This window comes from Streptomyces sp. NPDC057694 (assembly GCF_042799415.1).
In the GTDB taxonomy this organism is placed as follows: Bacteria; Actinomycetota; Actinomycetes; order Streptomycetales; family Streptomycetaceae; genus Streptomyces.
On record NZ_JBHVIX010000002.1, the window covers coordinates 442,099 to 455,026 of the forward strand.

General features: G+C 72.0%; 15 protein-coding genes. 6 read left to right on the top strand and 9 right to left on the bottom strand.

Features of this window, described 5'->3' with window-relative positions; genetic code table 11:
* Nucleotides 1-3: 3 nt before the first annotated feature.
* From ACFVDP_RS08935 to ACFVDP_RS08960, 6 genes are all read right to left on the bottom strand, one after another.
* Nucleotides 4-858 carry an ABC transporter permease gene (locus tag ACFVDP_RS08935; RefSeq protein WP_383485572.1) on the bottom strand — a complete coding sequence of 285 codons (855 nt, stop codon included), beginning with the start codon at nucleotides 856-858 and terminating at the stop codon, nucleotides 4-6.
* A gap of 17 nt (nucleotides 859-875) precedes the next feature.
* Nucleotides 876-1,928: an ABC transporter permease gene (locus tag ACFVDP_RS08940; RefSeq protein WP_383485575.1), complete on the bottom strand. Its 1,053-nt coding sequence runs from the start codon at nucleotides 1,926-1,928 to the stop codon at nucleotides 876-878.
* A gap of 15 nt (nucleotides 1,929-1,943) precedes the next feature.
* Nucleotides 1,944-3,554: an ABC transporter substrate-binding protein gene (locus tag ACFVDP_RS08945; protein ID WP_383485577.1), complete on the bottom strand. Its 1,611-nt coding sequence runs from the start codon at nucleotides 3,552-3,554 to the stop codon at nucleotides 1,944-1,946.
* A gap of 174 nt (nucleotides 3,555-3,728) precedes the next feature.
* Nucleotides 3,729-4,163, bottom strand: a complete 435-nt coding sequence (locus tag ACFVDP_RS08950; protein ID WP_383485580.1) for a VOC family protein — start codon at nucleotides 4,161-4,163, stop codon at nucleotides 3,729-3,731.
* Nucleotides 4,164-4,231: 68 nt separating this feature from the next.
* Nucleotides 4,232-4,885, bottom strand: a complete 654-nt coding sequence (locus ACFVDP_RS08955; RefSeq protein WP_383485583.1) for a TetR/AcrR family transcriptional regulator — start codon at nucleotides 4,883-4,885, stop codon at nucleotides 4,232-4,234.
* Nucleotides 4,886-5,054: 169 nt separating this feature from the next.
* Complete coding sequence (locus ACFVDP_RS08960; RefSeq protein ID WP_383485586.1) at nucleotides 5,055-5,444, bottom strand: ATP-binding protein; 390 nt, start codon at nucleotides 5,442-5,444, stop codon at nucleotides 5,055-5,057.
* Nucleotides 5,445-5,617: 173 nt separating this feature from the next.
* Between ACFVDP_RS08960 and ACFVDP_RS08965 the strand changes: the two genes are divergently transcribed.
* The 3 genes from ACFVDP_RS08965 (at nucleotide 5,618) to ACFVDP_RS08975 (ending at nucleotide 7,644) form a co-directional block, all read left to right on the top strand.
* The gene (locus ACFVDP_RS08965; RefSeq protein WP_383485588.1) at nucleotides 5,618-6,025 is read left to right on the top strand and encodes an STAS domain-containing protein; all 408 of its coding nucleotides are present in this window, start codon (nucleotides 5,618-5,620) and stop codon (nucleotides 6,023-6,025) included.
* 40 nt (nucleotides 6,026-6,065) lie between these two features.
* The gene (locus tag ACFVDP_RS08970; protein ID WP_383485590.1) at nucleotides 6,066-7,046 is read left to right on the top strand and encodes a DUF2804 domain-containing protein; all 981 of its coding nucleotides are present in this window, start codon (nucleotides 6,066-6,068) and stop codon (nucleotides 7,044-7,046) included.
* 70 nt (nucleotides 7,047-7,116) lie between these two features.
* The gene (locus tag ACFVDP_RS08975; protein WP_383485593.1) at nucleotides 7,117-7,644 is read left to right on the top strand and encodes a helix-turn-helix domain-containing protein; all 528 of its coding nucleotides are present in this window, start codon (nucleotides 7,117-7,119) and stop codon (nucleotides 7,642-7,644) included.
* A gap of 51 nt (nucleotides 7,645-7,695) precedes the next feature.
* Here ACFVDP_RS08975 and ACFVDP_RS08980 read toward each other — a convergent pair whose 3' ends face one another.
* Complete coding sequence (locus ACFVDP_RS08980; protein WP_383485595.1) at nucleotides 7,696-7,989, bottom strand: hypothetical protein; 294 nt, start codon at nucleotides 7,987-7,989, stop codon at nucleotides 7,696-7,698.
* Between the two features lie 142 nt (nucleotides 7,990-8,131).
* A complete protein-coding gene (locus tag ACFVDP_RS08985) occupies nucleotides 8,132-8,710 on the bottom strand; it encodes a TetR/AcrR family transcriptional regulator (RefSeq protein WP_383485598.1) in 579 nt (192 codons plus the stop codon).
* An 85-nt stretch (nucleotides 8,711-8,795) separates the two neighbouring features.
* Here ACFVDP_RS08985 and ACFVDP_RS08990 point away from each other — a divergent pair, with 85 nt between their 5' ends.
* Nucleotides 8,796-9,677: an SDR family oxidoreductase gene (locus ACFVDP_RS08990; RefSeq protein ID WP_383485601.1), complete on the top strand. Its 882-nt coding sequence runs from the start codon at nucleotides 8,796-8,798 to the stop codon at nucleotides 9,675-9,677.
* 51 nt (nucleotides 9,678-9,728) lie between these two features.
* Here ACFVDP_RS08990 and ACFVDP_RS08995 read toward each other — a convergent pair whose 3' ends face one another.
* Nucleotides 9,729-10,925, bottom strand: coding sequence for an MFS transporter (locus ACFVDP_RS08995; protein WP_383485604.1), 1,197 nt, complete (start codon nucleotides 10,923-10,925; stop codon nucleotides 9,729-9,731).
* A gap of 119 nt (nucleotides 10,926-11,044) precedes the next feature.
* Between ACFVDP_RS08995 and ACFVDP_RS09000 the strand changes: the two genes are divergently transcribed.
* Nucleotides 11,045-11,608 (top strand): TetR/AcrR family transcriptional regulator, encoded by a 564-nt coding sequence (locus ACFVDP_RS09000; protein WP_383485607.1) that lies wholly within the window; start codon nucleotides 11,045-11,047, stop codon nucleotides 11,606-11,608.
* A gap of 44 nt (nucleotides 11,609-11,652) precedes the next feature.
* Nucleotides 11,653-12,909, top strand: a complete 1,257-nt coding sequence (locus ACFVDP_RS09005; RefSeq protein ID WP_383485609.1) for an ROK family protein — start codon at nucleotides 11,653-11,655, stop codon at nucleotides 12,907-12,909.
* Nucleotides 12,910-12,928: the final 19 nt, after the last annotated feature.

Here is a 12,928-nt window from a genome sequence, read left to right on the forward strand (position 1 = left end):
TGCTCAAGCCCGCTGGGTGGGCCGCGGGACGTGACGGGGGTCGAGGCGGTCGCGCAGGACGTCGCCGATCAGGAAGCACACGCCCGCGACCAGCATGATGGCGAGGCCGGGAAAGGTGCCGATCCACCACTGGGTGGTGAAGTAGTTCTGCGACTGCTCCACCATCAGGCCCCAGTCGGGGGTCGGCGGCTGCGGGCCGAGGCCGAGGAAGGACAGTCCGGAGGCGACGAGCAGCACTCCGCCGACGTCGGTCGACGCCTGGACCAGGAGCGGGGTCGAGGCGTTGGGCAGGACGTGGCGGACGAGGGTGCGTCGGTGTCCGAGGCCGAGGGTCCGGCACGCCTCGATGTACGGGCGGCCGACGACCGACGCGGTCTCCCCGCGCACCAGCCGGGCGTACCAGGGCCACCACGTCACGGTCAGCGCGACGGTCAGTCCCACCGGACCGGGTGCCAGCACCGTGGCCAGGGCCAGGGCGAGCAGCAGGGCGGGCACGGCCAGGAAGACATCGGTGAGGCGCATGAGCAGTTCGTCGAACCAGCCGCCGAAGTAGCCGGCCACCACACCGATCGCGGTGCCCGCGACCAGCGAGGTCGTGACCACGGCCACCGCGACGAGCGGCCCGATGCGTGCGCCGTACAGCACGCGGGAGAAGACGTCGCGGCCCAGTTCGTCAGTGCCGAACCAGTGCGTCGCGGAGGGTGGGCGCAGGATCTGCGCGGTCTCGGCGGCGCCGGTCGCGTCCGCCGGGTACGGGGCCAGGACCGGTGCGAACAGGGCCACGAGCGCAATGAGCGCCACTCCCCCGAGGGCCACGACCAGTGCCGTCCGGCCGCTGTCGGTGCGACGCGCCTTCACCGTCACCCCACCCCGCCTCACCGCAGTGCGACGCGCGGGTCGAGGGCGGCCTGTGCCAGGTCGACGGCCAGGTTCGCGGCGAGGTAGAGCAGGGCGACCAGCAGGGTCACCCCCACGACGGCCGGTACGTCGAGCGACTGGACCGCGTCGGCCGCGTACCGGCCGAGCCCCGGATAGTCGAACACCGCTTCCACGAGGAAGGTGTTGACCAGCGAGTACCCGAAGATGAGCGCGAGGGTCTGCAGGACCGGGTTCCATGCGAGCCGCAGGGCGAAGCGGCCGAGGACGGCACGTTCGGGGAAGCCGAGAGCGCGCACCATCTGGATGTGCGGCTCGCCGACCGCGTCAAGGATGCTCGCCCGCACCATCCGGGCGAGGACGGCGGCGGGGTACGAGGCCACCACGAGCGCCGGCAGCAGCAGATGATCGAAGAGGTCGGCCGCCGCCGCACCGTTCCCGGTGAGTACGGCGTCGAGCAGGGGCAGGCCGGTGACGGTGGTCACCGGATGCGCGGCGCGCACCGCGCGGTCGTAACTGCCCGCGATCGGCAGCAGGGAGAGCCGGCTCGCGAAGAACATCTGCAGGAGCAGCGCCAGCCAGAACGTCGGAATCGACGCGCTCAGCAGCGCGCCGGACCGCACCAGCCGGTCCGGTGCCCTTCCGTGCCACCGTACGGCGGCCAGTCCGGCGGGGATGCCCACGGCCACCCCGATGAGCAGTCCGGCGAGCACCAGTTGCAGGGTGTTGGGCAGCCGGGCGAGCAGATCGGTGAGGACGGGACGGTGGGTGAGCACCGACACGCCCCAGTCGCCGCGCAGCACCCCGGCCACGTACGACACGATCTGCGCGGCGACGGGGCGGTCGAGGCCCAACTCGGCTCTGATCCTGGCCCGTTCCGCGGCCGAGGCCCGCGGTCCCGCCCAGACCCCGGCCGGGTCGCCGGGCACCACCCGTGCGATCAGGTACGTCAGCACCACCACCCCGACGGCGACCACGGCCGCGAGCACCGAACGGCGGGCCGCGTAGCGGATCGCGGGCAGACCGCGGCCGCCGTCCGTGGCGCGCTCCATGTCCACCTCCGGGGTTCAGCGGTGGGTGAGGTCGTGGACGAACACGACGTTGGCGTACGCCGGGTTGTCGACGAAGCCCTTGACGTCGCTGTTCAGCACCCGCTGATAGGTGTTGGTGCCGAGGAAGAGCTGCGGCGCGTCCCTGATGATGATCTCTTGCATCGTGCGGTAGGTCCGCTCGGCTTCGGCCGGGTCCGTCGCCGTGAGCGCGCCGACGCGGTCGATGAGGCGGTCGAGCCGGGGGTTGGAGTAGTAGGCGAGGTTGTAGGAGATCTCCTTCTCGGTGCGGAACACGTTGCGGAAGTACGACAGCGGCTCGGGGTCGTCGGGCCACCACCACATGACGAAGATGTCCTGGCGCTCGTTCACGTTCTTCTTCTTTGCGCGCGGCCACTGCGCCGACGCCCAGGCCAGGCCCTCGACCTTCAAGTCGATTCCGAAGGGGCGCAGTTGTGCCTTCATCAGGTCCCCGAGCGTGCGGACGGTGTCCTCGCCCGCGGGGTAGGTCATCTCCAGCTCGATGGTCCGGCCGCTGCCCGGGCCGTATCCGGCCTCCTTCAGCAGCTTGCGGGCGCGATCCTGGTCACCCGGCAGACGCAGCGTGGTGGTGTGTCCGAACATGCCCTCGGGGATGACTCCGTCGGAGGCCACCAGGGCTCCCCTGCTCGCTTTGACGAGTTCCCCGTAGTCGAGCGCGTCCGCCACCGCCCGGCGCACCCGGATGTCGTCCAGCGGTTTCTTCTGGGTGTTCATCAGGCCGATCAGCGTCTGCCACGAGGGGCGTTCGTACACGGTGACGTTCGCCCGGTGGCGCAGCGTGTCCAGGAGCTGCGGCGGCAGCCCGCCGGCGTAGGTTCCCTCACCCGAGTTCATGAGCTGCGCTTCCGTGGACGACTGGGGCACCGCCTGGAAGACCACCTTCGTGTAGCGGTTGCCGCTCCATCCGCCCCAGTAGTCCTTGTACGCGGTCAGCTCCACCTCGTTCTCGCCGGCCGGGTTCCACGAGGCGATCGTGTAGGGCCCGGTGCCGCGCGCGGTGGCCCGGTAGTCCTTGGCGTCGTCAGAGACCTCGTAGATCCAGGCGGCGTACGTGGCGGAGGCGATGATGTCCAGCGGTGCCGGGCGGGACAGTTCGAAGCGGACCTGCCGCTTCCCGATCGCGGTGATCTTCTCCACCGGGTCCCACACGTAGGAGGCGCTGGCCTTCAGCCTCATGGTGCGCTCGACGGACGACTTCACCGACTCGGCGGTCAGCGGGTGCCCGGAGTGGAACCGCACGTTGTCCCGCAGGGTGAACGTCCACGTCCGGCGGTCCTTGGACGCGGTCCACCGGGTGGCGAGCACCCCCTGGGTCCTGCCGGTCACGGCGTTGTACCGGGTGAGGGTCTCGTACACGTTCGACAGGACCACGACTTCGTCGGAGTAGGAGCGCGCCGGGTCCCACTCGGTCACCAGTCCCCGGCTGGCGAGGTAGACGAAGGTGTCGTCGCCGCTGTCTTCTTTGCCGCCCCCACCGGAACAGCCGGCCGCCGGCAGTGCCAGCGCCAGGGCGGCGGCCACCGCTACGGCACGGGACCGCCACCGGTGGCGCGCGAGCCGTGAACCCAGGTGGAGCTGCATCGACATGGCCGTGCCCCCGAGACACCCTGGAACAGGTAACCGTGCCGTCCACCGCGCGTGTGTCGCGCGGCGGTTGCCAGCATGGCACTCGGCCGTCCGGACGGGCAGGAGCGTTTGCGCCGTCCCTGCCGATGACCACTCCTGGATGTCCGGGCACAGGTCAGGTCAGGTCAGGTCAGGTCAGTCGATGCAGAACTCGTTGCCCTCGATGTCCTGCATCGGAATGCACGACTCGTTCTCCTCATCGGCGTACAGGGTGCACACGTGTGTCGCGCCGAGCGCGACCAGTCGTGCGCACTCGGCCTCAAGGGCGGCGAGGCGCTCGGCGCCCACGAGTCCGGTGCCGACCCGGACATCGAGGTGCACCCGGTTCTTGACGGCCTTGCCCTCGGGAACGCGCTGGAAGTACAGCCGCGGGCCCTCCCCCGAGGGGTCGGAGCAGGCGGACCATGCGTCCCGCCGCTCGGGCGGCTGCGCGCTGTTGAAGTCGTCCCAGGTGTCGAATCCCTCGGGCGGCGGGGGCATGACGTACCCCAGCACCTCGCACCAGAACCGGGCGACGCGTCCGGGTTCCGCGCAGTCGAAGGTGACTTGGAACTTCTTGATCGCTGACATCGGCGCACCATACCAACGGGGATCCCCCGCCCACATCCGAAATAAAGAGCCCTGTCCGGGGGACGGCGTCACAGGCCGGCGAGTGTTCCGGTCAGCTGAGCGGGCGTCAGGGCCGGGGCCGGGAGGGTGAGCGCCGGTGACGGGGGGCGCAGGCCGGCCAGGAACAGGGCGAGGGGGCGGCGCCAGGCGTCGAAAGTGGCCGCGGCGGTGAGCGCGGGCACGGCGCGGCCCAGCGCGGCGAGCGCGAACAGGACGTCCTCCACGACGACATCGGACCGGACGGACCCTTGCGTCTGTCCACGGCGCAGGAGTTCGTCCACGGTGCGGTGGTTGTGCGCGTGGACGGCCTCCAGGGCGGCGACGCCCTCCAGGCTCGTCGTCATGAGGTCGTTCGTGCCGCGGTCCGTGGCGAGCACGGTGAAGACGACCTCCAGGTATCCGGTCAGCCCCGCCCACGCGTCGGTGGCCGTGCGGGCCTCTTCTCCGGCGGTCATCGTGTCGCTCAGCTGGTCGCGGAAGGCGGCGTCGACGAGGTCGGCGCGGCGCGGGAAGTGCCGGTACAGCGTCGCGTTGCCCACACCCGCGCGACGGGCGACGACGTCGAGCGCGGCCGCGAGTCCCTGCTCGCGGAACACCTCGCGCGCGGCCTCGACGAGCAGTTCGCGGTTGCGTCGCGCGTCACGCCGCCGGTGCGCTGTCGTGCCGGGTGCACCGCCGGTCATGTCGTCCTCCCCTTGTTCTCCGCGTCACTCCGCATGGTCTTCGCCATGCTGCTTCCCGCGGACCATCCGGGGAGTGGTCCCCGCTGACGATGCTAGCGCCTCGCGGAACCCGGGCGACCTCCTGAAGAGAGGCAGGCGGGGCGGTGCTGGGTCGTGCGCGGAGCGGTGTTCACCGCAGGGACAGCGCGGCGGTGATCGTCTTTCCCTCGGGGCCGATCTCGACGTCCAGGCGGGAGCAGAGCCGCTGGATCACCACCATGCCGTATCCGCCGGGGCTTCCCTTGAGCGTCCGCACCCGCACGGGTGCGTTCCGGCTCGCGTCGCTCACCCGCAGCTGGAACTCGTCGCCCTCCACGCGGACGTCGAGGCGTGTGACCCCGCCCGCGTGCACCAGCGCGTTGGTCACCAGCTCGCTGACCACGAGCAGGGCGTCCTCGCCCAGTTGTTTCGCCCGGGCCTCCGGCAGTGTGCGGCCGGTCCCGGTCAGCGCCGCGCGGACCGCCATCCGGGCGTCCGCACAGCTGATCTCCTCAGTTTCCAGTGCCTGGGCCGCGCTCATATCGCCGTAGGTCCTTTCCCGTACATGTCGCACCTCGTACCGCCACAGTTCTCGCCTTCCCCGCACCTGTCCGTCCGACACTCCCCTGATCCCGCCGCTCCGGAGGAGAAAGCCGGAAACGAAAGGGGGGATCTGCCGATCACACGTAAAGGAACCTGTGGGAAGGTCTGCGGATGGTTTCCGACAGACAGAGAATCGACGTCACCCGCCAGGACCGGGTGACCGTGGTCTTCTTCCGTGACGACCTCGACCTCACGGACGAGGCCGAGGCCTACCTCGCCCTGTCCGGCGCACGCAGGGACACCGGCACCACCGGCACCCTGCTCGACCTCGCCGGCCTCACCTTCGCCGACAGCACGACACTGAACGTGATCCTGCGCTCCTACAACGAGCACCGGGCCGAGCCGAGGCCCTTCGTCCTCTCCGGCCCCTACCACCCGGCCATCGCCAGGCTCTTCGAGATCACCGGCGCCGGCGAAGCCCTGGAGATGACCGGCAGCCGTCACGAGGGCCTGCTCCGCGTGCACGAGCTCCACGGCCTCCTCGGAAGGGACCAGACCTCCGCGTCCGACCCGCAGTGACCCCGGGAGCCGGGCCGGGCCGCGGTTCTATCCTGCGCGGATGACGCATGAACCCGAGCTGACGTCCCCCGTCGATCTGTGCCGGCCCGACGGACGGCTCAACCCGGACGCGGTCGGCTGGACCCGGCGCCCCCTGCACACCGCCAATCTGCGGGGCTGGGGCCGGGCCAAGCGCTGGGAGTACTGGGGCATCGTCACACCGGATCACATCGTCGGCGTGGTGGTGTCGTCGCTGGACTACGCGGGTGTGCACGGCCTCTACGTCCTCGACCGGGCGACCGGGCGGGAGACCGCCACGGACGCGGTGGTTCCGCTGGCCCGTGGCGCGGCACTGCCCGCTTGCAGCGGTGAGGGCGAGGTCCGTGCCCGGGGCGGCGGCCTGGAGATCAGGATCTCGCAGAGCGCCGACGGCTCCACGATCCGGGCGACGGCCCCCGGTGTGCGCCTCGACGTGGACGTGCCGCTGCCGCCGGGGCACGAGGCTCTGGGCGTGGTCGTGCCGTGGAGCGGGCGACGGTTCCAGTACACCCTCAAGGACATCGGCCGGCCGGTGCACGGCACGCTGACCCTGCACGGACAGACCTTCGAGGTGGGCGGTCCGGACGCGTTCGCCGTACTGGATCACGGCCGCGGCAAGTGGCCGTACTCGATCACCTGGAACTGGGCGGCCGGCGCCGCGCCGGGCCGCGCGATCCAGCTGGGCGGGCGGTGGACCGACGGAACCGGCAGCACCGAGAACGCCCTGTTCGTCGACGGCCGTCTGCACAAGATCGGCGACGAACTGCGCTGGAGCTACGACCGCTCGGACTGGCTGGCGCCGTGGCACATCGCCGGGGAGCGGGTGGACATCCGCTTCCGCCCCTTCCACGAGCGGGCCGCCCGGACGAATCTGGCCCTCGTCGCGAACGAGACCCACCAGTGCTTCGGACGCTTCAGCGGCTGGGCCCTCACCGACGACGGGACCAGGACGGATCTCGACGGGCTGGTCGGCTGGGCCGAGGAAGCCCGCAATCGCTGGTAGCGGACTGGGCCTTACGGGTGTATTTCCTGACACCTCATCACATGATGCACTGTCACGTTGTCATACGGTCATGACGATCGAACTCATCACCCGGCATCCCATGCCCTCCCACCCGCGCCGCAGCGACGGACTGGCTCCCCTGCCCGCTCCCGAGGAACGAGCGGGGCTGCGCCGCGCCTGGCGGCTCACCGAAGCGCAGGTGGCCGAGGCGTTCGGCGTGACGGCGGCGACGGTCCGCTCCTGGGAGGCCGGGCGATCCGCCCCGCGAGGGCCGCGCCGGGCGGCGTACGCGGCGTTCCTCAGCGGCCTGGCGCACGGACTGGTGCCGGGGCCCGCCGGCGAGAGCACTCCCCCGCGCGCGGAGCCACCTGCTCCCCGTACGCCACGCAGGCGCTCGCGCGACTCAGCCGTCGCGGACGCCGCCGCGTCGGTCGTTCTGCGAGGGGCGGCCCCCTCCACGCCCGGCCGCCCCGTGGGGCCGGCGCCCGATCCGGTGCCACCCGCGCGTCTGCGCAGGTTCCGCTGGACGACCGCGGCCGTGGGGATGTGGATCGTGTTCGGCCATCTGATGGCCACCACGCCTCTCCCCCATCCGTAGCCCCGGAAACGACCTCGCGCCGGATCCAGGGCCGGAGAGGAGGCGAGGGGATCAGAGGATGAAGACGCTCCGGGCCGTCTCACTGCCGTACGTCTCGCCCGGGTAGACGAGCCATTCCACCTGCCCCGTGCAGTCGGGGCCGGAGTGGACCTCGGCGATGGCGTCGGTGTTGTTGACGACGGCGGAGGGGAAGCGGTCGACGGCGTAGCAGCCGCTCGGGTCGACATGGTCGGCGCCGTTGACGACGAGGACGCCCTCCGCCGCGTAGGCGGAACCCGGTACCGCGGTGACCAGGGTCGCCGCGGCCGCCAGTGCCCCCAGCGCCAGAGCCGTGCGTCGCATCATGGTGAGTTCCTCTCCGTGGCGCGGGTCGCGTGTCCCGCGACCCGCTGTCATCACGGAACGTACTGGATCACGCACGCCATGTGACCGGCGCGTAGAAGTGATCACCCGCGGCGGAGTGCGCCGGGAGCGGCATCCGCGCCCGTCACCCCAGCGAGGCCACCGCCGCCCGCAGCTCCCCCAGGCACTCCAGAACACACTTGGCCAGCTCATCGCAGGCGCCGCGCTCACCCTCGGACCACTGCGCGAACCCCCGCTTGAACGCGAGGACCCCCAACTCTCCGGCGACCGCAGCGACGTCGCCCGGGACGCCGCGCTCCTCCAGCGCCGCGATCATGGCGGCCGCGATGCTGACGATCTTGAGTGCGTCGCGCTCCTGGAGTTCGGTACTGGCGGCGACGGCGGCCTTCACGCGCGGCGCGAGCTCACGGTTCTGCGGGCCCATCGCGCCCGAAGCGCGCTCAAGGCCGGCGGCCACCGCTTCCAGCGGGCCCGCACCGTCGGGCGCCTCGGCGATGCCCTCGACCAGCAGCCGGCTCAGGGTCTCCTGCCCGGCCACCAGCAGATCGCGCTTGTCCGGGAAGTAGCGGAAGAAAGTGCTCTTCGTGACGCCCGCGCGCTCGGAGATCTGCGCGACGGTCGTGGCGTCGTAGCCCTGCTCGGTGAACAGGTCCACAGCAGCGACGACGAGCCGTTCGCGTGAACCTGATTCCCATCGAGCCATGTCGCCATCCTACGTGATGGGACTCTTGTCCCATCACCCTGTACGGTGATGGGACAAGAGTCCCATCACTCGCGGGAGAGATCTCATGCGCGTCTTCGTCACCGGTGGCACCGGACTGATCGGCTCCACCGTCGTCGCCGAGCTCCTCGGCAACGGCCACTCCGTCCTCGCACTCGCCCGCTCCGACGCCTCCGCCGCAGCGGCCGAGGCGGCCGGCGCGCAGCCCCTGAGGGGAGGACTCGCCGATCTGGATGTCCTGCGCTCCGGCGTCGCCGAGTCCGACGGAGTGGTCCACCTGGCGTTCAGCAACGACTTCAGCAGCCCCGAGGCCCTCGCCCAGGGGGTGGCCGAGGAGAGCGCCGCGCTCGCGGCCCTCGGCGACGCGCTCGTCGGCAGCGACCGGCCCCTCGTCACCGTCTCGGGCACACCGTTCACGGCGGGTCGTCCCTCCACCGAGGCGGACCCGCTGCCGACCGACGGGCCGGTGGGCGGTCGGAGTGTCGCGGTGATGCGGGCACTCGGCCTGGCCTCGCAGGGCGTTCGCAGCTCGGCCGTGCGCCTGCCGCGCACCGTCCACAACGAGGGCACGGGCGGATTCGCCGGCCTGCTCACGAACATCGCGCGCCAGAGCGGTGTGTCCGGCTACCCGGGCGACGGCGCCCAGCGCTGGCCCGCCGTGCACGCGCTCGACGCCGCCGTCCTCTTCCGGCTCGCGCTGGAGCAGGCACCGGCCGGCACCGCCTGGCACGCCGTGGCCGACGAGGGGGACGCGGTGCGCGACATCGCCGCGGTCATCGGACGGCGGCTCGGCGTGCCGGTCGAGTCGGTCCCGGCGGAGACCTACGGCCCCCTCGGGTCGATCTTCGAGACCGACCAGCCTTCCTCCAGCGCGCACACGCGCGAGGCGCTCGGCTGGGAACCGAAGCACCCCGCCCTGCTGGCGGACCTGGAGAAGATCCAGCCGTGACCGGCTCCCGGCGGGCCGGGCCGCGCACCCGCCCGCCGGGACCGTGTCCGGCTACGCGTCCACGGTGGAGGGCTCGCGGGTACGGGTGTCGGCGGCCGGGGCCAGCAGGATGGCGCCGGCCACGAACACCAGGACGGCGACCATCGCCGAGCGCAGACCGTAGTGGTCGCCCAGGAAGCCCAGGGCCGGCGGGCCGACCAGGAACGCCACGTACCCGATGATGGCGACCAGCGAGACACGGGCCGTCTGGTCGGGGCCCGAGTCACCGGCCGCGGACAGTGCCACGGGGAAGCCGAGCGAGGCTCCGAGGCCCCAGAACAGCACGGCCGCCGCCGCGACGACGGCGCTGTCCGAGAAGATCACCAGGACGAGTCCGACGGCCCCCGAGACGGCGCTCGCCCGGACGACCGCCACCCGCCCGAAGCGGTCGAGGAAGAACGTGCCGCAGAAACGGCCCGTGGTCATCGCGGCGGCGAATCCGACGTAGACGAGGGATCCCGTCGCCGCGTTCAGGCCGTGGCCGTCGACCATGAGCAGCGGCAGCCAGTCGTTCGCCGCGCCTTCGGCCAGGGCCATGGCCAGCACGATGGCGCCGATCAGCAGCAGCCGCCGGTCCTTCCAGACCTGCGGCCGGGAGCGCTGCCCCTCCTGCGGCGTTCCGTGCTCGGCACCGAGGCCGACACCGGCCGGCACGGAGCGCAGCGCGTACAGCAGGAGCGCCGTGGCCACCACGGCGACGACGGCGAGATGCCAGGGGACGGGGAGACCGGCCGCCGTGGCCGCCATTCCGGCGAGTCCGCCGACCACCGTGCCCAGGCTGAAGCAGCCGTGCAGGGTGGGCAGGACGGCCCGGGCGGTGATGCGCTCGACGTCGGCCCCGTCGACGTTGACGGCGACCTCACCCGCTCCCGTGCCCGCGCCGAACAGGAACAGTCCGGCGGTGACCAGGGGCGCGGAGGCGACGGCGCTGCCCGCGCCGATGACGACGACGGCCGCGACGATCAGCCAGGTGCCCAGGGCGATCACGGGCCGGGTGCCGAAGCGCGACACGAAGCGGCCGGAGCACAGGATGCCGATCATGGCGCCGACGGACAGACCGAAGAGGACCAGGCCCATCTGGGCGGTCGACACGCCCAGTCGGTCGCGCACGTCCGGAGTGCGGGTGACCCAGGAGGACATGGCGATGCCGTTGAGGAAGAAGAAGAGGTACAGGGCCTGACGGCGCCGGCGCACGGCAGGGTCTATCAACAGGAGCTCCGCAGGAGTTCGAAAGAATGGACCGGCAGGCGACGCGTCCCGCCCCCACCGGGTATGCACAAATGTACATACCAGGTGGGGGCGGAGAGAAGAGAAGGCGGACCACGACGATGACCGGAAGCAACCGCGGCCCCAACGACCCCCAGCGGCGCGAGCGGATTCTCGACGCGGCCCTCGACGTCATCGCCGAGCACGGCGCCATCAAGGTCACCTTCCGCCGGATCGCCGCGGCGGCCGGGGTTCCGCTCGGCTCGCTCACCTACTACTTCGACGACATGCAGCATCTGCTCACCGAGGCCTTCACCCGCCTCGCCGAGAGCGTGTCCACGCGCTACGGGGCGCTGCTGGCCGCGGCGCGCACGCCGGAGGAGGCCCAGGACGCGGTCGTCGAGATCATCTGCGGCAAGGTCTGGGGCTCCGACCGCAATCTCCTGCTCAGCTACGAGCTGTACGCCTTCGCCACCCGGCACCCCGAACTGCGCGACGTCATGCGCTCCTGGATGGGTGCCAGCCGCGCGTCCCTCGCCGAGCACTTCGACCCGCTCACCGCGCGCGCTCTGGACGCTCTGGTGGAAGGCTTCTCCATCCACAACTCGGTGGACGCCCATCCCACCGACCGCGCGGGCATCGCGGCCGTCGTCAGCGCCGTCGTCGCCCGCCCCGCCGCCCGCTAATCCGGCTCCCCGCGTCCTCGGCGTCGTCTAGGGTCGACACCACGATGAACAGCAACAACGCGTCCCCCGCCCCACCCGCGAAGGCCGACAAGGCAAGCGTGCGGCGGCACAATCTGAGCCTGGTGCTGCGCACCGTCCACGACGAGGGCGAGGCGACCCGGGCCGGCATCGCCGCGCGCGTGGGGCTGACCCGGGCGGCGGTGTCGTCGCTCGTCGACCAGCTCCTGACGGAGGGGTTCCTCGGCGAGTGGGGCAAGACGTTCAGCGGGCAGGCGGGCCGTCCGGGCACCGTCCTGAAGGTGGCGCGCAGCGGGCCCGCGGGGCTCGGCGTGGAGATCAACATCGATTACGTGGCCGTGTGCGTCGTCGATCTCGCCGGCACCGACCGGGTCCGGCTGGTGGAGCGGATGGACAACCGCGGCTCGGCGCCGGCCGCGGTCCTCAATCAGGCCGCCCGGATCGCCGCGCGCGCCGTCGCCTCCGCCACGGAGCAGGAACTCCGGCCGGTGGCCGCCGAGTTGGCGCTGCCCGGTCTGGTCTCCGGCGGCGCGGTGCGGCAGGCGCCCAACCTGGGCTGGAACCGGGTGCCGGTCGAGGGCCTGTTCGCGCAGGCGCTCAGTACGCTGCGGCCCGAGCATCGCGCCCTCCCCGTGAGCGCGGACAACGAGGCGAATCTCGCGGCGATGGCCGAGCTGTGGTTCGCGACCACGGACGACGACCGCACCCCGGTGAACAGCTTCGTCTACCTCACCGGCGAGATCGGTGTCGGAGGCGCACTGGTCCTCAACGGTCAACTGCTGCGCGGCGCCCACGGGTTCGCGGGCGAGATCGGCCACATCGTCGTCGACCCCGACGGGCCGCCGTGCAGCTGCGGTGCGCGCGGCTGCCTGGAGCAGTACGCGGGCCAGGCGGCGCTGCTGCGCGCCGCGGGCCTGGACGAGAAGGCGGGCGCGGCGGGCGTCGCGGAGCTGGAGGCACGGGCACGCGCAGGACAGGTCCAGGCGCTGCACGCCTTGGAGAAGGCCGGACGGCAGCTCGGCCGGGTGCTGTCGGGCGCGGTGAACCTGCTCGACCCGGACGCGGTGATCCTGGGCGGCGCCTTCCGCGAACTGAAGCCCTGGCTGGCGCCCGCCGCGGACGCGGAACTGACGGCGCGTGTGGTGTCGGGCCTGTGGACGCCCGGCAGCGGCCGGCTGCGGGCATCGTCCTCCTCCGGCGACGCGGCACGCGGCGCCGCGGCCCGCGTGGTGCGCGACGTCCTCGCGGACCCGGCGGCGTACGCGGAACACGGGACGGACTGACGGCCGCGAGGGCCGCAAC